This window comes from Leptolyngbya sp. DQ-M1, from assembly GCF_039962505.1.
In the GTDB taxonomy this organism is placed as follows: Bacteria; Cyanobacteriota; Cyanobacteriia; order Leptolyngbyales; family Leptolyngbyaceae; genus Leptolyngbya.
In genome coordinates this window covers 594,643-616,564 of the sequence record NZ_JAMPLJ010000002.1, presented here as the reverse complement: position 1 = coordinate 616,564, position 21,922 = coordinate 594,643, and the positions used below count along the sequence as shown (strand labels likewise).

21 protein-coding genes are annotated in these 21,922 nt (G+C 48.0%); all 21 read right to left on the bottom strand.

All coding sequences use genetic code 11. From position 1 onward, the window contains the following. Window positions 1-67: 67 nt before the first annotated feature. Window positions 68-1,312 (bottom strand): glycosyltransferase family 4 protein, encoded by a 1,245-nt coding sequence (locus NC981_RS08830; RefSeq protein WP_348242487.1) that lies wholly within the window; start codon window positions 1,310-1,312, stop codon window positions 68-70. Further along, entirely contained in the window at window positions 1,284-1,826 is a 543-nt protein-coding gene (locus tag NC981_RS08825) for an HAD-IIIA family hydrolase (protein ID WP_190376929.1), read from the bottom strand. The genes NC981_RS08830 and NC981_RS08825 overlap by 29 nt, the downstream gene beginning before the upstream one ends. Next, window positions 1,823-2,647 carry a 3-deoxy-8-phosphooctulonate synthase gene (gene kdsA / locus NC981_RS08820; RefSeq protein ID WP_348242486.1) on the bottom strand — a complete coding sequence of 275 codons (825 nt, stop codon included), beginning with the start codon at window positions 2,645-2,647 and terminating at the stop codon, window positions 1,823-1,825. Before kdsA ends, NC981_RS08825 begins: the two co-directional genes overlap by 4 nt. Window positions 2,648-2,787: 140 nt before the next feature. After that, window positions 2,788-2,973, bottom strand: coding sequence for a hypothetical protein (locus tag NC981_RS08815; protein ID WP_348242485.1), 186 nt, complete (start codon window positions 2,971-2,973; stop codon window positions 2,788-2,790). Between the two features lie 6 nt (window positions 2,974-2,979). Then, window positions 2,980-3,720 carry a 3-deoxy-manno-octulosonate cytidylyltransferase gene (gene kdsB, locus NC981_RS08810; protein ID WP_348242484.1) on the bottom strand — a complete coding sequence of 247 codons (741 nt, stop codon included), beginning with the start codon at window positions 3,718-3,720 and terminating at the stop codon, window positions 2,980-2,982. 89 nt (window positions 3,721-3,809) lie between these two features. After that, the gene (locus NC981_RS08805; protein WP_348242483.1) at window positions 3,810-4,673 is read right to left on the bottom strand and encodes a hypothetical protein; all 864 of its coding nucleotides are present in this window, start codon (window positions 4,671-4,673) and stop codon (window positions 3,810-3,812) included. Between the two features lie 88 nt (window positions 4,674-4,761). Next, entirely contained in the window at window positions 4,762-5,928 is a 1,167-nt protein-coding gene (locus NC981_RS08800; RefSeq protein ID WP_348242482.1) for an acyltransferase, read from the bottom strand. A gap of 64 nt (window positions 5,929-5,992) precedes the next feature. Then, window positions 5,993-6,130 carry a hypothetical protein gene (locus NC981_RS08795; protein ID WP_348242481.1) on the bottom strand — a complete coding sequence of 46 codons (138 nt, stop codon included), beginning with the start codon at window positions 6,128-6,130 and terminating at the stop codon, window positions 5,993-5,995. 199 nt (window positions 6,131-6,329) lie between these two features. Next, on the bottom strand, window positions 6,330-7,316 hold the full coding sequence (locus NC981_RS08790) for a KpsF/GutQ family sugar-phosphate isomerase (RefSeq protein ID WP_348242480.1): 987 nt from the start codon (window positions 7,314-7,316) through the stop codon (window positions 6,330-6,332). 340 nt (window positions 7,317-7,656) lie between these two features. After that, window positions 7,657-8,766 carry a glycosyltransferase family 4 protein gene (locus NC981_RS08785; RefSeq protein ID WP_348242479.1) on the bottom strand — a complete coding sequence of 370 codons (1,110 nt, stop codon included), beginning with the start codon at window positions 8,764-8,766 and terminating at the stop codon, window positions 7,657-7,659. Beyond that, window positions 8,763-10,241, bottom strand: coding sequence for a hypothetical protein (locus NC981_RS08780; RefSeq protein WP_348242478.1), 1,479 nt, complete (start codon window positions 10,239-10,241; stop codon window positions 8,763-8,765). Before NC981_RS08780 ends, NC981_RS08785 begins: the two co-directional genes overlap by 4 nt. A gap of 4 nt (window positions 10,242-10,245) precedes the next feature. After that, window positions 10,246-11,202, bottom strand: coding sequence for a glycosyltransferase (locus NC981_RS08775; protein ID WP_348242477.1), 957 nt, complete (start codon window positions 11,200-11,202; stop codon window positions 10,246-10,248). A gap of 12 nt (window positions 11,203-11,214) precedes the next feature. Further along, complete coding sequence (locus NC981_RS08770) at window positions 11,215-12,240, bottom strand: glycosyltransferase family 4 protein (protein ID WP_348242476.1); 1,026 nt, start codon at window positions 12,238-12,240, stop codon at window positions 11,215-11,217. Beyond that, window positions 12,237-13,574, bottom strand: a complete 1,338-nt coding sequence (locus NC981_RS08765) for a hypothetical protein (RefSeq protein ID WP_348242475.1) — start codon at window positions 13,572-13,574, stop codon at window positions 12,237-12,239. Before NC981_RS08765 ends, NC981_RS08770 begins: the two co-directional genes overlap by 4 nt. A gap of 8 nt (window positions 13,575-13,582) precedes the next feature. Further along, window positions 13,583-14,395 (bottom strand): hypothetical protein, encoded by an 813-nt coding sequence (locus tag NC981_RS08760; RefSeq protein ID WP_348242474.1) that lies wholly within the window; start codon window positions 14,393-14,395, stop codon window positions 13,583-13,585. Between the two features lie 147 nt (window positions 14,396-14,542). Further along, entirely contained in the window at window positions 14,543-15,130 is a 588-nt protein-coding gene (locus NC981_RS08755; RefSeq protein ID WP_348242473.1) for a YqeG family HAD IIIA-type phosphatase, read from the bottom strand. Window positions 15,131-15,154: 24 nt separating this feature from the next. Then, the gene (locus tag NC981_RS08750) at window positions 15,155-16,108 is read right to left on the bottom strand and encodes a decaprenyl-phosphate phosphoribosyltransferase (RefSeq protein WP_348242472.1); all 954 of its coding nucleotides are present in this window, start codon (window positions 16,106-16,108) and stop codon (window positions 15,155-15,157) included. Window positions 16,109-16,423: 315 nt separating this feature from the next. Then, the gene (locus NC981_RS08745) at window positions 16,424-18,562 is read right to left on the bottom strand and encodes a GDSL-type esterase/lipase family protein (protein WP_348242471.1); all 2,139 of its coding nucleotides are present in this window, start codon (window positions 18,560-18,562) and stop codon (window positions 16,424-16,426) included. A gap of 220 nt (window positions 18,563-18,782) precedes the next feature. Next, window positions 18,783-19,613 (bottom strand): hypothetical protein, encoded by an 831-nt coding sequence (locus tag NC981_RS08740; protein ID WP_348242470.1) that lies wholly within the window; start codon window positions 19,611-19,613, stop codon window positions 18,783-18,785. 45 nt (window positions 19,614-19,658) lie between these two features. Then, entirely contained in the window at window positions 19,659-20,951 is a 1,293-nt protein-coding gene (locus NC981_RS08735) for a polysaccharide ABC transporter ATP-binding protein (protein WP_348242469.1), read from the bottom strand. A gap of 5 nt (window positions 20,952-20,956) precedes the next feature. Continuing rightward, entirely contained in the window at window positions 20,957-21,766 is an 810-nt protein-coding gene (locus NC981_RS08730; RefSeq protein ID WP_348242655.1) for an ABC transporter permease, read from the bottom strand. Window positions 21,767-21,922 lie beyond the last annotated feature (156 nt).

Here is a 21,922-nt window from a genome sequence, read left to right as displayed (position 1 = left end):
GCAATTCAAGAATGTTTAGAATCTGAATTTGATCGCACTGCTTCAAAGTGATAACGCATCTTTTTTTTTATTGGTCATGTTTTCTCAGGCTGTTTTTTGCCTGCACCAATTGTTGATAAAGCATTAAATATCGCTGAGCTTGAAGCCCGATCTCGTATTCCTGCACAGCGACCTCCCGACAGTTCTGACGCATGCGATCGCGCAACTCATCGTTTTCTAAAAGCTGAACCATTCCGCGACTCAAATCGGCTGCATCTTCCGGTTCTGCTAGATATCCCGTCACTCCAGGACGAACTAAATCAGGCACTCCACCCACACGAAAAGACACCATTGGAGTCCCACAAGCTAAGCTTTCTTGAAGTACCAGCGGCAAGTTATCAGCACGAGTCGGAAACACAAACAAGTCAGCGGCAGAGAATGCAGTCACTTTGGTTCGATCTTCACTTACATACCCTAAGTTCAAGGTTTTGATCCCAAAGGTATCTTGAGCAATTTGGCTTTCGCCCATGGTAAGTAGAAGAACCTCAGATTTCAGCGATTCAGGTAAATCCTGAATCGCTTTTAACAATAAATCTCCGCCTTTACGCGTATCTTCCAGGGTTTGAGACACAAACAACAAGACTTTGCGATCGCTCTCAATTCTCAACGCAGCACGAGCGCGACTGCGATCTTCGGGTTGATAGGTTTCCGTATCAATTCCATACGGAATGTAGTGGATCGGGAATTGGTTGAGTAGGCTTGTTTTTGCTACATTCACTAGCCACTGACTCGGAGCAACGATTGACAACTCTGTATGTTGATATACCCAGTTTTTCAGCTTCCATTCCCAGCGGGTACTATCCCGGCGCACGGAGGGATAGCTGTGTAAATCAGGACACTGACCACACCCGATTTTCCAGCGATCGCACCCGTAGCTATAGGCACAATGTCCAGTCATCGACCACATATCATGCAGCGTTAAAACCGCAGGCTTATGACGAACCAGGGCGGGAACTGCAAGATAATTAAAATAGCTAGTATGTAAGTTATGAAAATTCAGGACTTCAGCCGCTTGATAAAACGGGTGTTGCTGCACTTTAAAGGTTGAAAGCTGTGCAATATAGTTCAAACCAGCTTTTTCCGTAACTCGCTTGAGCTTTTGATCAAGCCAGGACTCGCGCGGAGCTTGAGCCACACGATCGCTCTGTGTTTTGACTCGACCCACCAGCAAGCGCGAATCAATTCCCTGCTGCAACAGTCCTTGATGCAAACGATACCCTGCGATCGCGGCTCCACCAAAAATATCAGATTGATTGATATGAAGAACGTGCATGATCGGTAGATGAATGTTGTTTTGCAATCAAGTCACAAATTTCGCGGACTGCGCCTTGCCCCCCTGATTTTTGGGTGATGTAGACCGCAACCGCTTGATTCTCTGGCATGGCATCGGCGACCGTGATTGGAACTCCCACAGTTTGCATAGCAGGAATATCCACCAGATCATCGCCCATGTAAGCAACGCGATCGAGCGGTATCGCTAATGTTTCACACAACTGTTTGATTGCAGCTAACTTGTCTGGAACACGAAGATAAATGTGCTTAATTCCTAAACGCTTGGCACGATGTAGGGTTGCTGAAGAAGAACCCGCCGAAAAAATCGCAACTTGAACACCGCAACCCATCGCTCGCTGAATGCCTAACCCATCTTTGACATTGAACTTTTTCAGTTCTTCGCCTGTTTCGGTGTAGTAGAGTCCTCCATCCGTGAGAACGCCATCGACATCTAGCGCAAGCAACTGCACCTGAGCGAGTCGCGCTTCAAATTCAGCCTGAGCAATGATTGTCATGATCCTGATACTGCTGCTCGAATTTGCAGAATTGGTTTTAACACAGATTCTAATTGCGAGAGTGGAATCATGTTTGGACCGTCGCTCGGTGCATTGTCCGGGTCTTCGTGAATTTCCATAAACAGCGCGTCAATCCCCACTGCGGCTGCGGCTCTCGCTAAAGTCGGAACAAAATGACGCTGCCCACCGGATTTATCGCCTTGTCCACCCGGCATTTGCACACTATGAGTCGCATCAAACACGATCGGATACCCGAATTCTCGCATCTGGGGCAGCGATCGAAAATCTACAACCAACGCATTGTATCCAAAGCTAGTGCCCCGCTCGGTTAACAAAATGTTTCGCGCGCCGCTGATTTCCAGCTTACGCACCACGTTTTTCATGTCCCAAGGTGCGAGGAACTGTCCTTTTTTCACGTTCACAACCCGTCCTGTTTCTGCGGCAGCAATTAATAAATCCGTTTGACGACAGAGAAATGCTGGAATTTGCAGCACATCTACAACCTCAGCCGCAACTGCTGCTTGACTGCTCTCGTGAATATCAGTCAGCACCGGAACACCAATCTTTTCTTTGACCTTTCGCAGAATTTCTAAGCCATCGTCGATCGCGTGTCCCCGGAACGAGTTGATCGAAGTGCGGTTCGCCTTATCAAACGAAGATTTGAAAATAAACGGAATGGATAAGCGATCGCACACTTGCTTAATTTCATCTGCCATCTTCAGCGTGAAATCTTCTGATTCAATCACGCAAGGACCGCCAATTAAAGTCAGTGGATGCCCTTCGCCAATGGTGAGGTTTGAACCGATCGTTGCTAGATTCATGATGGATTTAAGAAAGATGACTGAACTTTTTTATCGTTTAGGAAATTGGACAAAATAGAGTCCTCGATCGACAAAACTGAGTGCGCTTTTGGCAAGGAAGTGGCTGATTTTGTTTCACCTCAGTCCAAGCAATTTCCCGTTTAAGAAATCGCATTCCCTCGACATAGATTGTATTGCACAACGACTTGCTGAATGCTGGACTGTTTTATAGAGTTTAATTGCTGATTGACCACTGCCGCTCCTCGAACTGCTTGAAAAATCTCTGGAGCAATCACCGAGAGACAATTAATCGGTAGGCGAAACCGGGCTTGCTGCTCGTTCCGCAAATTTGCTTAAGCAGTCAGCGATGAATTCATCACCAAATCCTTTGCCGCCGTCAAATCCTCAGCTGTATTCACTTCGAGCGTCATTCGCTCAGACAGACAGACTCGAATCCGAAAGCCATGTTCTAACACCCGCAGTTGTTCAAGTGCTTCACATTGCTCAAAGGGAGTCGGTTCGAGTCGAGCATAATCCGCGAGAAAATCTCGTCGAAACGCATACAGTCCCAGATGATGGTGTACCGGAACCTCGCCTCGATTGCGAAAATAAGGAATCGGCGATCGCGAAAAATATAAAGCGTATTGATGGCGATCGCACAAGACTTTCACCACATTCGGATCGTGATATCCCGCTTCGTAATCGAGCGGAGTCGCCAAAGTGGTCATTTCTGGCGTTTCGCCCTGTAGATAAGGCTGCACAAGCTTTAATAGCATTTCAGCGGTGACAAAGGGCTGATCGCCTTGCACATTCACTACGACATCCATCTCAGGATAGCGGCTTGCCACTTCCGCAACTCGGTCAGTTCCGGTTTCGTGTTGATTCGATGTCATTTCAACTGTCCCTCCAAAGCCCCGAACACAATCGGCAACTGCTTCGTTATCGGTTGCAACCACCACTTTTGAGAAAGCCGGGCACTGAATCGCTGCTTCATAGACCCATTGCACCATGGGTCGATCGCCAATTTTGAGCAATACTTTTCCAGGAAGGCGTTGGGAACTGTATCGAGCCGGAATCACTGCAAGAATTTGCATCATCGAGAGCCTTGATAAAGAAACAATGGAAAATACTCAGACCAAACCGTAAAATTTTCCTTAGTTTAGTCTGAGTACCCTGAGCCACTTCAAGCAGTTCTTGAGCGAACCACTCTCGCAAGCTTTTTGACTGCTTTCGCCGACTGCTCGATCGTGCGATCAACCCAGGTAGGCGACAACGCATAAGGACTGGTATCAAACAGCGGACGATTGACCTCACCGACAAGATTAAAAAATAATCTTGGCTGATCGGTGACATTACGAACAGTCACACCATGCAGCGAGCGAATACTGTTGATTCCAATCACACAGTGATTCGTTTGATAAGGAATTGTCTGCACCAGTTTGAGATAGTGATCGTCTACAAAGCCACCTCGATAAACTTGTTCTCGGTCTTTTAGCCGATAAATTTCTAAGTCGCCGCCGGTTGTGAAATCTGCCTCAGGACGAAGATAGAATAGCCCGAAAAACAGCTTGTTTGGAGCATCCACATGCCCGCGTCGTACCGAGCAAGGAGCGCCAACAACAGGGGTGTTAATACAAATCTGAGCATCGAGTAGCACATCGGCATTCGAGAAATCATCAAGACCGCGAATGCCTGCCCTTAACTGATCGATACGACCAAAATCAGCCTCAAAATTCGGATAACAAGCTCTAATCTGATTCTGGAATAACTGAACAAATTGATTCAAAAACGCTTGAGAAACATGATACTCGATAAATTCACGCCAAAGCGGACTTAAACCCTTGTTAGATAAAGCGAGTCTTGCTGGATAGCTGAAACGTTCGTTACTCGCAGTGGGCATTCCTTGCGTCACAGTTTCTAAAGGCGGAAACTCAGCGATTAACTGAGCACAAACTTCTGGAGCGATCGCAGTTTGAGTACTGAAATAAGGAAAAGGATCAGTAACGATATCTTGCTCCACACTGGAAGATAATAAGGATTGCATCATGATTTTGAAATTTTTGAGTATTCACAGCTAATCTCGAAGCAGTTGAAACTGAGTACCTTATTGCGTCGATCGGTTTTCCGAATCAGACTTATTGCGCCTTTGCTGTTCCCAATTTTTCGATTACAATCTTGCCCAGACGAATGCTTGGTAACTCGCAATATCGATACAACAAAGCCGATAGCGGAACAATAAAGAGCCAAGCGGATAATGCGACTAAGAACTTCGGGACCGGGTCTGCAAACAAACTAGGACGCAGTCTAATCATCAACATCACAAGCTGCTCCATTAACGGCTGATGAAGCAGATAAATACTATAGCTCAAGAGACCAATCCGACTGAGATAAGTTGTACAGAACTGTGGTACTTGCAGCTTAAATTGCTCTCCATTCAGCAGTTTGGCAATCCAGGTGGTAGAGAGAATCGCAAAAAACATAAAAGACAACGGATAGAGCGGCTTAAAGCAGTAGGTTCCGACCGCAAGCGCAAACCAGAGCCAGAGGGATGATCGCGCAAACGGTAAGGGCTGCTTGAGCAAATACGCCTCTGCCAGCCACGCCCCGATCGACCAGCTATACCAGTAGGTAAAGGGTGAAAATTCAATCCAAGTGGGAATCCTCGTTTGCGCTGTAAAACTGAGAAAGAGAGCGGGCGCCACAAGTCGCAAAAAGACTTCAAGCACTGCTAATCCCGCAAGTGATTTACGCCAACCAAATTTGGATGCCAGAAACAACAGCGCTGGATAGATAACATAGAGTTGAGCCTCGATCGCAATGCTCCAAAACGAGTTATTCACCCGATAGATCGAGTGGATATCAATGTTGTTAATCAGCGCCAGATGCACACCCAACTGCGTCCAGGCTGAAAACGGGCCTGATGCGAGTTCTCGACGCGGAATGATGAACGCAAAGAGAATCAGCGCGAACAGATAAGGTGGGTAAATGCGAAAAAACCGCCGCAGAAAGAAGGTCGTAAAGTTAGGTTGACGACCACGGGCAAAACTCAAATGAATACAAAAGCCACTGACAGCGAAGAAAACGGCAACGCCTGCCCAACCGAGGGTGCCGGGGGTAACTAGCAGCAACCATCGCGGTGTGGGTAGCGTCCGAAACCAGTCTCCCCAGGGAAGCTGCGCATAGTTATCGGCAAGAGCATCCAAAGCATGGAAAATAAAAACACCAATAATTGCAAATCCACGGATGGGATCGAGAAAATCAATGTAGGTGTTGCGGCGATCGCTGGTCTGTTCTAATTGCATAGGGACAGGAAAGGGATAGGGAAACGGAATCTAACTATGACTTAGCCCTGTGGCACGATCGCGGCTAGCGTGAAATTAACTTCTGCATCCCCTGTGTGCTGTAATTCTCCTGCGCTAACAATCGCTTGCAGAGATCTAGAAACTGATAGTCAGCCGCATACCATTCCAGTAAGTTCTGGCGTTCTGTTTCGCTAAACGTCATACCAAATTAATTTGATATCAGAATGGTGCCTCTGGGCGATCGATGCGTTTTTTCATCACATTGGAGCAGCACCAGAGTTTCAGGCAACTGTAGGATCTGCTTGAGTTGGCAAAACCTGAGTTAAACGATTCTTGAAACCCAATAAATAGAACATACAATCTGTTATCGCTGAAAGAGAATGAAGCAGAACGATCGATCGCTAGAGTCCGCTGCGAAACAGGTCATGCAGGCGCAACAGCCCCATACAGTGTTGCGCCTCATCTACTACAGGTAAAACAGAGATTTGAGAAGGACGATTCTCCATGAGCTTCAGCGCGTCATAGGCAAGCACTTCTGGCTGAATCGAAACCGGATCTTGGGTCATGATATGAGCCGCCGTCAGGGTTTCTAAGTCGACTGGCTTGGTTCTCTGAATGCAGCGCCGTAAATCTCCATCTGTAATCAAGCCTAGCAGCTTGCCTTGCTGATCGACGATATTCACGGCTCCAAGTCCACCCCGACTGATACCTTCAATCACTTCTAGCCAAGAGGCTTGGGAAGTTAGCGTCGGACTATCTGGGTGCATCAAATCGCGCACGGTCAGGGTTAATCGCTTTCCAAGCCGACCGGCAGGATGATTAAACGCGAACTCTTCGGGGGTTGTACCTTTGAGTTGCATCACGCTAATTGCTAGTGCGTCTCCAAGCGCGAGTGCGACTGTTGTACTGGTGGTTGGTGCTAGGTTGTGCGGACAAGCTTCGCGATTGACCGAGGCATCTAGCGCGATCGTGGCTTGCTGGGCCAAGGTTGAACTGAGATTGCCTAAAATCGCAATCACGGGTACGTTGCGATGCTTCAGGTGAGGCATCATCTGAAGCAGTTCATCGGTTTCGCCGCTATTGCTCAGCACAATCCCCACATCTGCAGCATTGACAATTCCAAGATCACCATGCAACGCATCGCACGGATGTAAAAATACAGCTACCGTTCCGATGCTGTTGAGGGTTGCAGCAATTTTTTGAGCAACAATTCCAGACTTTCCAACCCCTGACAGCACCACTTTGCCGCGACAGTTTAGTAACAGCGTCACTGCGAGATTCACCGCTTGGGGATTAAGTCGCTGAGCCGTCTTTGCGATCGCATCTGCTTCGAGTTGCAGCAGCGATTGAACGTGCGACCAATGTAGCTCAGTTTGAGTCAATGGCACGTTTAAGAGCCTCCCACCAAAAAATAAGGACAACAGGATAGATTTGAGATAGATTGGAGCCGTTTCTTTGTTAGTCTGATTGATACATAAACTCTGTTAAATGCCTACATCCACTTCCAGAGCTAGATGCAAGACGGTGGTGAACTGAGATCAAAAGCGACCATCGAAGCTCAACCTGGTGAAAATACGGCAGTTTGCTACCCTTCTATTCCAAGTTGAATTGCACTTTCAGGAAAAATTCGTAGATGTTGTGCGGAAATTCGCTTAGATAAATCCTAAGTAAACAAGGGTGAAATCCGTCCGGAGACGGCTGTAGAAGGACGTAGAAATTAGACTGCCTCTAATTCATTAAGGATTCTATTTCTTCGGCAAAGACGGCAATCGGATCGGGTGGAATTTCCTGGCGCACCTTTTCTGCTGCTGCTTTTCCCAGTTCATACCAAGATTCTCGCTGCTGCCAAGCCCGCTCCAACGCTTCATCAAGTAGTTCTGGTGTGGGAGCTTTGGCAACGAAGCCATTAATATTGTCCTCGACCAGTTCTGTGTTACCCGCCACATCAGTCACAATACACATTCGTCCACACAGCATTGCTTCGACCACCACAAGGGGTAATCCTTCATACCGAGAGGGCAGGATCAATCCATGATGCGTTGCCCAAAGAGCTTCGATATCCGAGGTGAAGGATGCGAATTCGATTTGGTCGAGTTCCCACAGAGTTTGCAGGCGTTTGAGCGTTTCCGTGTGGCTACCGCTGCCAAACAGCGTGACGGTGAGCGGACGATTTTTCCATTTGGGCGATCGCAAGACTTCAAATAACAGATCTTGCCCTTTACTAGGAGGATGCAGTCTTCCCACGCAAGCCAGCTTGAATCCAGCTTCGGTAGGCTGCCAAGGGGGCGTAGCCGTGTAAGCGACGTTGAACGGATTTCTGACAATTCGGGCTTGGGGTAGAGGCGTTGCGATTTGTTTAAGCGTGATATCGCGAGTGTTTTGCGAGACGAAATAGGCTCGTTTTGCTTGAGTGTAGGCGATCGCCAATCGAGCATTGAGCGCATCCGCATACCAGTAATTCTCTGTTGCAATATGCGAAATCGTGACATAAGGAATGCTTCTGCTGCTGCAAGCTTCCATCCAGGAAAGCCCGTCATTGTTGCTAGATTGAGAAATGACAGCGAGATCAGGACGCACTCGATCGAGCCAGCGATAAAAACTTTTGCCGCGCTGTGCCATAAAGCTGAGCTTTTCCATCCAATTGCGATCGTAGCCGCGATAGGTGGTTGAGCAGACTGCTTCTATGGCTTGCATCTGAGCGGGCTTCGTTGCCCAGCCCTTGACATTGACTGCGACCTGATGCCCAGATTTTGCTAGGTAAATCGCAGTCTGCGCCCAGAGTTCTTCGCTGCCGCCCCAAGGGGCGGTATTGTTCACGGCAATAAAGGCAATTTTCACTGATCTAACACTCCTCGAATCATTGCTGTCACTCGTTCTTGAGCTTGTCCAGTGTAGTCCGCAAACTCTTGGATAAATCGGCGCTGTCCTGCGGCAAGCGATTGGGTGTCGCTCAACTGTTCTAGGGTTTGCAGCGCTGTTTGTAACATTTGCGGTGAATATCCGGGCAGTGCTGCACCATATTGCACCAATGGGAGCACAGGTTCAGAAGCAGCGAAGTGTGCGTGAATCACGATTTTGCCGAAAAACATGGCTTCTAGCCCGATCGTTGAATCTTCCGAGATCACAACGGTTGCTTCTGGAAGCAACGATCGTACCGATTCCGTTGAGATTGCAACGCGATCTGCAAGGCAATGTTCATCAAGGTAGGATTGATACAAATCAATCTGATCGAGTGGATGCGGTTTAATCACTAGCCGAGCCTGCGGCAATCTCGCTAATGCCGTTAGCAGTGCTTCTAAAATTTGGATGCCTTCTTGGGGATGGCGTGAAGGACTGTAGCATTTTTCGGGACAGTGTGGACGAGTTGCCCATAACCAGTAGCAGCCAGCGAGATCGATCTGATGCGGTAAGCTGAATGAATCATATTCTGGATTGCCATTCACTTGAATTTGTTCAGGTTGCCAGCTCGATTGAGTCTGGTAGCGCTGGAGCCTCGACTTTCCCCAAACGCTAATGACATCTGCATAAGCTTCATCTAAGCAGTAATGCTCACAATCTAGCCCGTGCTGGAGCATGATGCTTTTGATTCCATGTTTACGCGCAGCCAACACGTAGCTTTGAACTGGAAAGTGATTGTCCGCAAACACTAGAATTGCAGCAGGGCGAAGCAGCGAAAGTTCTCGATCGATCTGCTCAGTGCGAAGAAAAAGCTGGGCAAGTTGAGCGCGAAGAACGACTATATCTTCAGGTAATAATGCAATTGCAAACGCCTGCAATCCCTCCAGAATACCGCGATGCAGCTCATTGACTTGAGCCAACCTTGGAGAATCTCCGCACAAAGGCAAACGGATGGTTTGGAGTTCTGGGATTTGATCGAATGCGTTCTCAGGCGCAACTACCGGGAGAGTCCGTGCCAAGGTGCGAACTATCGTTTGCAGCGTAGGATGAGCGTGAGGAACATATAAAATTCGTTTTGACGACAGCGATCGCGCATCTTGCCAGGTTTGCAGAGCGGTGAGCGATCGCTTCAGCCAGAACTTGAATTGATTTGGATTAGGCGTAGGTAAGTTCGGAATAGGGCGACGATCGAGCAGGGCTTGCTCAAACTCGAATCGCTTGGGGTGCGTCTGCTTCCGAATGGCTCTCGCTACTTTATCCCACAGAAAACATCGGGATAGTTCTGCATAATCAATGCCGTTGTAGTGTGTGCGGGCTTGCGTATGCTTTGACCAATCGCAAATCGCATCCCAAGCAAAGCGATCGAGATCGGCAATCACGCGATTTTGATCAATTCGCGAACATTCAACGGGCATAACTTTAAGCTCGGATGGTTTTCCACTGCGTTAAGCGAAATAGTCCTGATTTCAATCGCTGAACTTGACGATCGAGCGTGGTTCTTACCTTGAACACTGTTGCTCCCCAACTCCGCCAAACCCAATTGATCGGGCGGCGAACTAGACTTGGCAGTTGAGCGAGAACTTTGATTCTGCGATTGATCCAGCCGTTTGCATACGCAGTCTCAAGCTGAGCTTGGGTTAGAGCATTGTCATCCACTGCGGCTAGAAAAACCGTTTCCCAGACCTCAGCGATCGGGTTGTGATGAAATCTCCAAGGTTGGCTGGTTAAATCCGTAAAGTGAACAATTTTAGACTCACGATCAGCATAATCTAAGTGATTCCATTCGCTCGGTAATGCGCTAACGCTTAGATTAAAATGCTGCCGGAACTGTTCCCCCAAATACATCAAATTCGGCAAAGAAAAGGCATTGCGATCGAGTAGCTCGACAAGCTCACTGAGATTCCACTGAATCTTTTCGCAATCCATCAGCATGACACTAGCAAGATAAAACGTTTCCTCAGTGTGTAAAAACACCCCCATTGAATCTGCAATATAATGCTGATAACATTTGGCTTGTTTGACCGGAACGGCTGCAAGGCTACTGTCGCCTAAGCCATAGTTCCAGAGTTCAGTCATGTCTTGCAGCGCAATCTGATCTGAGTCACAGTAAATGGCGCGACCTTGATAATTGCACCATTCTGGAATTGCCCAACGTGCTAGGGAAAACGCCGTCGCGCCTTGAATCCGATCGCTCACACCTGCTGGCAAGCGTTTCACTTCACCTGTGGTTAAATTCTTGGCAGAGCCGCTCGTTCCATCGATCGCGTAAATTTCGATTGGGTGCTGAGTTTGTTTGAGCAGGGTATAGCGAAAAACGCTTTCTTCGATAGTGTTTTTGGGGCTAGAGCCAATAAAAATCCGAATCGGGTCTATCATCAGCGGTTACTCCTACAGCAGTTTTTGAACATCCAGTGAAAAGTTTTTCCAACTCAAGTGCTTGACCGTTTCATGAACATCGGTGGTCAGGGTGAACGCTTGATCAATGCGATCGCAGATCTCCTCGATCGGCGCATCGATATCAAAAATAAATCCATTTTCGCCATGTCGAATGATATCGGGGCTAAATCCGGTATTGCTGGCAACGGGAAATACATTGCACATCATGGCTTCAATCAGCGGAATTGGGCCACCTTCTAATTTAGAAGCAGAAACAAACACATCCATCTGAGCATAGTATTTCGGATAATCCGCATACTTTGCTTTGATGTAAGTAAAGTTCTTCAAGCTGCACAACGCTTCAAACCGTTCATACTGCTCCCAATTTTTTCCTAGCAAAATAAACGATCGATGCGGCATTGCTCGAACAATGTTGAAGATGCGATCGGGATCTTTGCGGGGATAGTAGGCGGTGCAGAAACCAACGGCGCCCTGCGATCGTGCATGAGGTTGAAACAGTTCAGGATCAGCCGCCCCTAAGATTACTGTAGTTCGCTCAGGCGCTAGTCCCTGAGAATGCAGCAGTTTCTCGTAGCCTGAACAAGTACAAATCACCTTAGAAGCTTGATTGAGTGCTGCGATCAGTTCTTGGTCAGGAATGTCTAAAGGCTTGGGGTGCGTGTACCAAATTAGAGCCGCTGAATTCGCAATCTGAGGCGTACTTTTGAGCGCAGCAGGATAAAGCGAATAGTGCGAGAAAAAGTAGGCTTTTGCAGGCGGCAGAAAATGAGTCGAGTAATAATGGCGGCAGGTTCCAGAAAAATAAGCTTCGATTTCATGGCAGATTGCATCTAAAATCCAGCCTTTATTACCTGCATCTGTGACAAATACCAGATCGTAGGTCTTAAGCTGGATCTCCCAACTGAGCTGATGCACAACGGTCTTTATAAGATGTTGCAGCTTTGCGAGCAGCCGTTGAATCAGCTTTGTTCCTTTCTGGAATGTTTGTCCAAAGTGAAAAGCAGCACTATTGCTCATGAAACGATCGGGGATACAGAAGTCTGAATGAATTGAGCAGAGATCAAAGGTTCAGTATGATTTGATCTCACTTGTGGAACCTGTTGCCGCAAGTGACCCCGGTACTTAAGAAATTCAGTTGCGTGTGAAAACTGCGCTCCATTATTCAACCCAGCAAACACAATCAGCAGCACTGCTAAACCCAGAACGAGCGATCGCCATTTCGTTAACGTCGTCATTGCAACCACAATCAAGAGAAAGGGGATCATGTGAATTGCATAAAGAAAGGTTTCTTCGCCATACACCAGATGCAAAGCAAGCTGTCCCAACAGTACCAACCCAACGACAATGCGTAATTTCTGATTCTGTCTCACTGTCCAGCAAGCCCACGCCCCGAATCCCAGCAGTGCGATCCACAAGAGCAATGCAATCATGCCGGTGATACCCCCCGATCCAGGAAGCGAGTGCTGCACACTCAGCATCGGCCATTCCGGTTGATTGCGATTGCTGGGAATGACTTGCAGGGCGGGAACAACCATCGGGTGAAGAAATAGCCCCAATACAATCCGCAACGGGCCTCCGGCGGTCTTGGGCAGGATATAGTTTGTTTCTCCTGCAATGTCAGTAATGAAAGTTGTCCCCGGAAAAATTCGATACTGCACCACCCACAACCCCAAGACGATCGCGAGTGCGGCTCCAGTCAGCGAGATCGTCCGCTTCCAGGTGTGATTCACGATTGTTGCTGCTATTCCCGCGATCCAATTGGTCGTGGTGATACTGAGCGAGAATGCACTCACTATCACATAGCTCCATAGCGGTAATCTTCTTGTCTGGGACAGCACGACCAAAAACAACGGCACAAGCAGACTCAACGAGCCAAATAGATAAGTTTCGGGGATCGTTGTCCAAAAAAGCAGCGCCGCGCTCGACAAGGATAAAACGCTAAACACCGTCGCATCGAACCGCCGACAGCCCATTAACCGCAGTGTCGCATATAGCAAGCTGACCCAGATCGCAGTCGTCGCTGCATTGAGCAACATGACTGCGGTTTCAGGCGGCACTTGCGCGATCGCCCGTATCCCCTTCACTAGGGGAAACACTAACAATGCGAATAAAGGATGCACCCGTGCCCGCGTATTCGGTGCAGATCGTATGCTCATGTTTGAGAACACACGCTCAATATCAGAGCCAAACCAAACATCTTCGGTGAAATCTTTCAGCAAAACTGGATCGATCATCTGACTAGTCGCATAAGTGATCACACTTGTCACAACCAGCAACAAACTCACAATCACTACATCAGCACGATACGAACTCAGCGCAACGGCAACAGGTGGAATGACTTTAGCTTTCATCAGGAGTCTCAACGGGCGGCTAACACTTTACGAGCAAATTTTTTGAAGCGATCGACATAGTAGCCTGTGTAATCTAACTTTGGAGAAATATCGGCACCGCTTTCGATCAAGCTGGGTCGATCGAGGTCTTCACAAAGTCGCATAAAGTCTTGTTCGGGTGCTGCTAAGCTCAGAAACGGAGTCAAGCTGACTAAGTTGACTCCTCGCTCTCGCAGCACCGGACGCATTTCTGCTAAGCCTTCATAGTATTCTCGATAGCGGCTGTCGGCAGAAGCATCGCGCCAGCGGGTGTGTTGTTTGTGAGCGTGATTGTTACCAAGCAGCGCACAGTTGTCACAGCCGATCAGAAAGACATTTTTTGCGCCCATATTTGCCGCTAAGTTAACCCCAGATTGAGCGATCGAAGTCCAAAGATATAGCTTATCGTCGGTCGGTCGGCGTACCCAATCTAACATGCGTCCTGTGTCTGATGGCTTGTTCGGCGGCTGAGTGTTCGGTCGCCCTGCCGTCTCAAAAAAGTAAAACTGCTCCTCTGCATAGCGGAGTTGTTCAGGGGTAGCCACGCCCTTTGTTTTTTCGTACTTCGTGATCCAGGTGATTTCTGGATGAGCAGGTTCGCTGGGAAGAAACTCTGGAATGCTCAACTCCGGGTGAATGGTGATGCTGTAGCGAACTGGAACCGTTTTCCAGGCTTGGTTGAGTCCGATCGTGATTTTGTTGTCTAGCAGCGAGAGGGGAAAGACTCGCAGACTTGCGCCAGTACCAACCACATAGATATCACTGTTTGGATAGCGATCGTAAAGTTCTGAAACACACTTCATAGTTTGGTTGTTAGATAGCTGAGAAACAATGCAACGGGTTGCCAAACGCGATCGCGTCAATCATCAGGAAGAACGCCAATCGCCTCAGAAATGACATTTTCTCTGAGGCAAGTTGTTCTTGCGAGAGTACAGTGCGTTTATCCAGAATCAACAGTTAACATTGCCATCTGTGATTGTCCAAAGCTCGCGATCGCGTGGGTAAGACCGATGCACAACTCGCCCGATCACTCGCTCCCACGATCGCTTTGGGTGCGGCAAAGAGGCAACCTGAATCATTGGGCAACCCACAAACCACGCGCCCAATTGATCAGTGTGAAGACTATCCCCAATCACAACAACTTGATGCGGTTTGAGTTGCATTCGGTTCAAAGCTTGACGAAATGCTTTTGGAAAAGGCTTGCGGGCTGGATGAATCGCTGGAACTCCCAAGCGCTTTGTCCAGTAGTCAATCCGTCCCTCGCGCTTCCCGTTTGTTAGGATCAAAAGCTTGAATGATGCTCGCTTCGCGGTGTCAATCCAAGCTTCTGCTTCTGGAGAAGCATAGCGATCGTCCTCGGACACGATCGTGTTATCTAAATCCAATATCACACCGCGAATTCCGTGGGCATACAACAGTCTTAAGCTGATGTCTGCCAACAAATCTACTCGCGAAATCGGTAAAAAATGCTTAGAAAAGCGAACAAGATGAAGCAGCTTCCACCCGATCACCTCAAGCCAAAATCCAATCTTTGTCATGCTTAAACGACGACCGATCGCGCCTTACTGAAGAATTTCATAGTGCTTGAGCAGCAAAATCGCAAAAACAGTAGCGACCCAGGAAAGCACAGTGAGCAAAATGGGCAGATCCGTCAGCAGCACTTCATCGGGTCGCTCCGTTTTGTCGCACTCTGGATCATCCCCAATGATTTCGCTCAGTAACTGATACCGAAATACGCCATACAGCACAAACGGTAATGTGATCACCATCCAAGGAGTCGAGGCACCTGACAGTTTTGGCCCCGCGCTCCAGAGTGCGTAAGTCAGCACTGTTCCTGTGACGACGGTACTTTCCATCCGGGTCAACAGAGACATCGAATATTTGCGTAACACCGATCGCGTTTTCCCGCCCTTGCGCTGTAGCAGTCTCAATTCTGCCTTACGTTTCTCAATGCCTAGAAACAATGCCAACATTGCGGTACACAGCACAAACCAAATCGAGAGCCGAATCTCAGTCGCGCTTGCTCCCGCGTAAGCTCGCAGCACAAACCCCATTGCAATCGCGATGATGTCTAAAATCACCATGCGCTTGAGCCGAAGATTATACGCCGTCTGAAGAGCAGCATAGCTGATCATCGTAAAACCTAACGCTATTGAGTGCAGAAACGCAAAAACTAAAGCACTAGTCAAGAGCGTAACTGCCATCCCAACCGCGACGGGAATCTTGACGGCTCCAGACGCGATCGGGCGTTTACATTTAATGGGATGAGCGCGATCGTCTTTGACATCTGCAATGTCGTTAATTAAGTAAAAACTGCTAGAAACACAGCAAAAGAGCGCAAACGCAAATACACTCTCAAGAACTGTCTCTAGGCGGATGGAGAAGGCAAACAGAGGAGCCGCAAAGACAACTAAATTCTTTGTCCACTGGTGGGGGCGCAGAGCAATCACATAGGGAAAAAGACTAGCCTTGCGCTGCGTTTTTTCGGCTCTCGGATCGAGTAGAGGGGTTGTCATTGTGTGCCGGAAAAGAAAAGAGCCACAGTTCACGATGATCTAATCAATCTGAGATGTCGCCATGTCAGTTCGACAGAAAGAATTCGCTGCGATACTGAATCTAGGCTGCTGCCTAAATTGTCAGAATAGAGGACTTCGAGTCGACGCTCTCAAAGTTCCCACCAGTAAAGGATTTAGAGGGGCAGAAGTTGCCCAAAACGCAACGAAAGATTCTGTCGAACTAGCATTCTTACCAGTCTTACAGTTCTGAGTGCCGTAACCCGGAGAATTTTCGCGCCAGGTTGAAAGAGATTCAAATCCTGGCGCGACATCGCTCTATGCTACTTTCAGCGTATTTCCATTCACTCCGACTACGTTGGGATCAAGCAAAGCGTTGTACCACAGCGTGCCAATCTTGTCGTAGCCCGCCATTGAGGGATGTAACCCATTATCATCGCTGCGCGGTGCGAGATCAGAAACCGTCAGCGATCGCATATCGACAAAGTAAACCTTCTTACCCGCTGCACGAGCATTGCTGATCAGTCCGGGGATGCCGTTATTGTAGTCTGTGATCATTTGCATCTGTTGTTGACTTCGTTCAGGAGTCGCGAATCGATCGATATCAGGATAAGCAGGTGGGATCGAACCAACCAGCAGCTTCGTATTCGGTGAGAATGCGGTAATCTTATTAATCAGAGTATTGAGCCTGCTGAGCATTTGCGCTCCCGAAGTATCTGTAAAGAGATTGTTCGTTCCAATCATCAGCGTAATGATGTCTGGCTTCTCTCGCTTGAGATAGTTCTCCACATTGGCAATGATTTTTTCGATTCTCCAACCTGACATGCCTTGATCGTTCTTATCTCCCCCGTTTGTCCATTGATATGCTGGATTTGTAGAAGTTCCATCGGTTTCACTGCCGACAAAATCGACAGCAATTCCAGCATTGACAAATTTATTCCACAGCACTCGACGGTAGCCGCCTGGAATGGCAGTTCGATTTTTGTCGTCTGTTCGCGCCGTAACTCCTAACGTAATCGAGTCTCCGAGCGCCAGAATCCGAGCGACTCCAGGCTGAGGAGCAGGAGGAGCGGGAGTCGAAGACGAAAAACTCCAGTTCAACACATCTTGAATGCTGGTAGCTCCACCCGTTGCCCCGCTAAATCCGACAAATGCTTGTGATCCCACAACATTTGAGAGTTGTATCTTCGTACTAATCAGGGCGGTGGTTGGCTTCGTCGAGGTATTTGAAAGATAGACTTGGAGGCTGTCCGTGACCCCGTTGTAGTCAACCCAAGCGTTCAAGATAGTGCCGCTGCCATTGAGATCGAAGGGCGCTTGTGCTTGTGCACGATACGTCACATAGTTTTGATCAGTCCAGTTGTAAGTTGTCGTGGAATCTCCATTCGTCAACACCGCAACATAATTGTTGCTCAACTCTCCTGATCCTTGCCAGGTATCAAACTTGATTGCCAAGCTATCATTAATGCCGCTATACCCTAAGCTGCCACCCGCAACTCCAACTGCGTTTGCACCTGCACTACTATTTTGCAGTAGGAAGGTCATTCCGTCGCCGCCATTGGTTCCCCGCACGCCTGAAAATCGTAGTCTAAAGTTTGTGCTAAATGAAGTATTACCGTAGATATCGATCGGGGTTGTTGTAAATGCGGTTCCCGCTTGAAGCTGTTGGTCGGAGGTTAATCGCAGTACGTTCCCTGATTGAAAGGTACTCCCGTTTGTTTTGATTCCGGTGAGCGTAGAGAAATCATTATAGTTAAACGAACCCGAAGTTCCAGGGGTGGGGTTGGGTACCGTGGGGAGCGAGGTATCTAACTGCCACCGATTAATGCGATGTGCGTTGGTTGCGCCTCCAGTGCCTGCACTGAAGCCTGCATAAGCTTGAGTACCGAGCAGATTAAGCAGATCGACTGTGTAGGTAAATAGCGGATTGGTGGGCTTACTGGTTGCTGTGTCGCCTGCAATAAAAACAGCAAGCTTATCAGTCTGCCCATCGTAATCAATCCAAACATTTACAGCTTTGCCACCATTGAGATCGACGGGTGCTTCGGTTCCCACCACTCCGCCAACCGAAGCCCCATTCAGAACCACTCCAACATAGTTACGGCTCGCTTCGCCTGTGTTTGCCCAAGTATCAAATTTAATCGCTAAGCTTTTGTCGATCGTTCCGTAACCGAGTTGTCCACCCACCCCTCCGAGTGCGGCAATGCCTTGGCTGCTATTTTGCAGCATAAAGGTCATTCCGTCTGCACCGTTTGTGCCTCGACTACCCGTAATCTGAAGTTGGAAATTTGTAGAGAACGATGCGTTTCCACTCAATGATAAAGGCGTATTCCAAAAAGCGCTACCGCGTTGCAGCGAGGCATCGGGGGTTAATTGTAAAGCGCCACCATTTAAAGACGCATTGCCATTCAGGGCGAGTCCGGTCGCGCCTGAGAAGGTATTATAGTTGATTAACATGAAAGGCGTTTAGAAACAGAATAATGTTTGATACAAACGAACATTGGGTTTAAGGGTGCTAAGACGAACGCACACCTTTAGTTTGATGCGAGGATGAACCACCCTGATGCTGTTTTCTTCAAATCTGAGCAATCTGTTCTAAGAATGAAAGCTGAACCACTGCTTTTACTCAAGCGACCAAGACCACGAATGACACATTACATCAATCTCAGTGCTTTCCCTAAGGTACTAATCCCCGCAGTTTCCGCGTAAACTGACGCACTAAGTTTGTCTGTTCTTCATAAAGGCGGTAGTTAAATAAAGGCTGCTTTACTTCTCCGATTAAGTTAACAAAACAGCGAGGAGAGTTCGTAATTGATCGAGCCGTTACACCGTGTAAAGAATGAATTGAGTTGAGAAAAAGAACTAAGACATTGCGATCGTATTTCACCGTCTTCACGAGTTCAACATAGCGATCGTCGATAAATTGTCCCTGAAAACCGTAGGGTTTGCCGGACTTGAAGCGATAAATTTCGAGATCCCCGCCCGTTGAACGATCGTCTGGATGTCGCAAGTAGTAAAGCCCAGCAAATAAAACCTGAGGCCGATCAATGTGCGCTTGCTTAATCGGCTTTGGGACTTCAGTGACCGGCGCATTAATGCAAATTTGGGCATCCATCAACACATCAGCACTCGAAAAGTCATCGATTTTTCGCACACCTGCTTCAAGTGCGCGAATCTCACCGATTACCTGCTCAAACTCTGGATGATACTGGCGAATGTGATCCTCAAACAAAGTGCCGAACTGTTTGAGGAAGCGATCGGAGGTATGAAGCTGAATAAAAGACTTCCAAAGGTCGCTAATCTGCGGATTAGCAAACACATCGCGGGCTGGATAGCTATACCGCTCGTTGCTAACAAACTGAGGACTTTGCGTAATGGTATTGATAGTAGGAAATTCAGCGATCAATTGAGTACAAAGGTCTTCGTCTAACGCATCGCGAATCACTACATGCGGAAAAGGTTCAGTAAATACTTCATGCTTTTCTATGGCATCAAATAACGATCTCATCACATCCTCCAAACAACCATCAAGTTTCTCTCTGTCGATGCACCTTCATTCCGCTTCGGTCTGAACGGCAGTCCAGCATCGAGGCTGATAAAATGAACATTCGCTCATGCTGCCTGTTCCTTCTACTGCAAAGCTAAATTCCTTGATCGAATCAAGCAAAATGTAGTTGCCCTGATAGAGATGTAGATCTAATAAGTAAGAGCCAGGTTTTAGCCCAAGGTAAGGAAATTCAACTCGAATCTCATTCGCTCCAGCAGTGACACGAATCGGAGTTTTGTCATGTAGAGTACTCAGCACTAAAACTTTATCTCCTTCTCCTGCTCGCTCTCGAATGGAGACAACCATATTTGTTTCAGCAATCGAATGCCGTGCTTCGGATTGAATACAAAGATCTAGCTTTTCTCCGCTGATCGGCGTTGTAATTTTAGTGGCATTGCGATCGCGGAAAAAGACTCCGGTAATATCTAATCCAGAACTTTCGTGCGTGGCTCGCTGCGGGCGTTGAAGTTCTCCGGTTGCAGGCGGTGCACCTTCTAGAAATAGTTCATTTTCATACCGTCGCGTCACGACTGCCGCATCCCCCGACAGAATTAGCTGTCCTTTCGATAAATACAGGGCTGTATCGCACTTCGACAGAATTGTGTTGGAACTATGCGACACCAAAATAAACGCAACTCCGCGATCGCGCAGTTCTGCCAGTCGGCGGTAGCACTTGGCTCGAAATCTCAAATCGCCAACCGCTAAGACTTCATCGAGCAGCAGAATGTCCGGTTCAGTATGAATGGCACAGGCAAAGCCTAATCGCGCTGCCATTCCCGAACTATAACTTTGTACCGGAGAATCGATCGCATCATTGATTTCAGCAAACTCTAGGACTTGATCAAACACGCGATCGATCTGCGGTTTGCTCAGGCCTAAAATCGACATATTGGCGTAGATATTTTCTCGTCCTGTAAGGATCGGATTAAACCCGGCTCCAAGCGCAATCAAAGGAGCAACGCGACCGCGAACCTCGACCTGTCCTTGATCGGGTCGGATCAAGCCTGAGATAATCCGCAGCAGCGTAGACTTGCCGCTGCCATTTTTGCCGACCAGTCCGAGTGCTTCTCCGCGTCGCAGTTCAAAGCTAATATCGTGTAATGCCCAGAATTCATGAGACCGCAACGAGGTACGGGAGCGTCTGCGACCGGCTAATTCTGAGCTAATGTCATGAATGCCATAAAAGAGCGATCGCTTCAAATCTCGACAGAACTTTTTAGAGACTCCATTTACCGAGAGAATCACCTCTTGCGAAGTCGACGGGATCGATTCAGGAACGATTGAATGGGTGACAGCCATAATTCTCAAGAACTAATTCTCTCAACAACAAACGGAAGCGCTAGCCGATAAAAAATCCAAGCAAACAGTAAGCCAAACAGCGCGATCGCGCTTGCAATCCAGAATCCGGTAGGATTCGACACAATCCCCGTGGTTGCTAACTCTCGAACTGTGACCAAGAGCGGAGTTACCGGATTGAGCGCCACAATCTGTGCAAAAGCGCCAGTCTGAGGAATGGGATACACGACTGGTGTGACAAACAGCCACAGTCCTGTCATCAGCGTGAGTGCCATCGAAACATCCTGGTACAGAGCGCTGATCGGAGCTAGTAGCAAGCCTAAAAATGTGCCAAAGGCGATGAGATGAATCAGCGCGACAGGAGCCAGAATTGCACTCCAGGTTACGGGAATGCGAAACCATAAGAACAATGCAACAATGAAAATTAGCTTAATGCCAAAGTTAAATCCAACTTCACCAAGCTTTGCGAGAATCAATGCCTCACGCGGAAAATTCACGCGACAAAGCATAGATTTCGCGCCTGCAACTGCTTGTACAGGTGCGTTTAATGCTTCAACAAAGGTCTGCCATAACGTCATGCTGAACATAATATAAGCGGGGTAAGGCAGATCCGTTTTGCCGATATTAATGACACCGCTTCCTCTTGCAAGGCTAAAGCCAGCCGCCATGATCAGGGCGGGCAAGAATGCCCAGAATAGACCGAGGAAAGATTGACGGTACTTGGCGCTAATATCACGCCGTATCAGTTGCCATGCAAGAGATCGTGACCCTAAGAGATCGAACCACATGGCTCTAAATAGTCGGAGGGGATTAAGCATCTGGCTATCAGGGCGATAGACCACCACCTGCTGATCTGCATGGCTGGGGTGCAAGGGTCTGACGGATCTCGATCGTTGCCGTTTTTTTTGCATGACTTCTCAATTAATCTGCGCGACTCAACATGCTGGGTCTTATGGATGATGAAGCATAGAGAA

Excerpts from the sequence above, each read along its gene's own strand:
- NC981_RS08740 (WP_348242470.1), bottom strand. The coding sequence starts at position 19,613 with ATGAGATCGTTATTTGATGCCATAGAAAAGCATGAAGTATTTACTGAA.
- NC981_RS08750 (WP_348242472.1), bottom strand. The coding sequence starts at position 16,108 with ATGACAACCCCTCTACTCGATCCGAGAGCCGAAAAAACGCAGCGCAAG.
- NC981_RS08760 (WP_348242474.1), bottom strand. The coding sequence starts at position 14,395 with ATGAAGTGTGTTTCAGAACTTTACGATCGCTATCCAAACAGTGATATC.
- NC981_RS08775 (WP_348242477.1), bottom strand. The coding sequence starts at position 11,202 with ATGATAGACCCGATTCGGATTTTTATTGGCTCTAGCCCCAAAAACACT.
- NC981_RS08825 (WP_190376929.1), bottom strand. The coding sequence starts at position 1,826 with ATGACAATCATTGCTCAGGCTGAATTTGAAGCGCGACTCGCTCAGGTG.
- NC981_RS08755 (WP_348242473.1), bottom strand. The coding sequence starts at position 15,130 with ATGACAAAGATTGGATTTTGGCTTGAGGTGATCGGGTGGAAGCTGCTT.
- NC981_RS08745 (WP_348242471.1), bottom strand. The coding sequence starts at position 18,562 with ATGTTAATCAACTATAATACCTTCTCAGGCGCGACCGGACTCGCCCTG.
- NC981_RS08795 (WP_348242481.1), bottom strand. The coding sequence starts at position 6,130 with ATGACGTTTAGCGAAACAGAACGCCAGAACTTACTGGAATGGTATGCG.
- NC981_RS08770 (WP_348242476.1), bottom strand. The coding sequence starts at position 12,240 with ATGAGCAATAGTGCTGCTTTTCACTTTGGACAAACATTCCAGAAAGGA.
- kdsB (WP_348242484.1), bottom strand. The coding sequence starts at position 3,720 with ATGCAAATTCTTGCAGTGATTCCGGCTCGATACAGTTCCCAACGCCTT.
- NC981_RS08800 (WP_348242482.1), bottom strand. The coding sequence starts at position 5,928 with ATGCAATTAGAACAGACCAGCGATCGCCGCAACACCTACATTGATTTT.
- NC981_RS08780 (WP_348242478.1), bottom strand. The coding sequence starts at position 10,241 with ATGCCCGTTGAATGTTCGCGAATTGATCAAAATCGCGTGATTGCCGAT.
- NC981_RS08805 (WP_348242483.1), bottom strand. The coding sequence starts at position 4,673 with ATGATGCAATCCTTATTATCTTCCAGTGTGGAGCAAGATATCGTTACT.
- NC981_RS08730 (WP_348242655.1), bottom strand. The coding sequence starts at position 21,766 with ATGCTTAATCCCCTCCGACTATTTAGAGCCATGTGGTTCGATCTCTTA.
- NC981_RS08735 (WP_348242469.1), bottom strand. The coding sequence starts at position 20,951 with ATGGCTGTCACCCATTCAATCGTTCCTGAATCGATCCCGTCGACTTCG.
- NC981_RS08830 (WP_348242487.1), bottom strand. The coding sequence starts at position 1,312 with ATGCACGTTCTTCATATCAATCAATCTGATATTTTTGGTGGAGCCGCG.
- NC981_RS08765 (WP_348242475.1), bottom strand. The coding sequence starts at position 13,574 with ATGAAAGCTAAAGTCATTCCACCTGTTGCCGTTGCGCTGAGTTCGTAT.
- kdsA (WP_348242486.1), bottom strand. The coding sequence starts at position 2,647 with ATGAATCTAGCAACGATCGGTTCAAACCTCACCATTGGCGAAGGGCAT.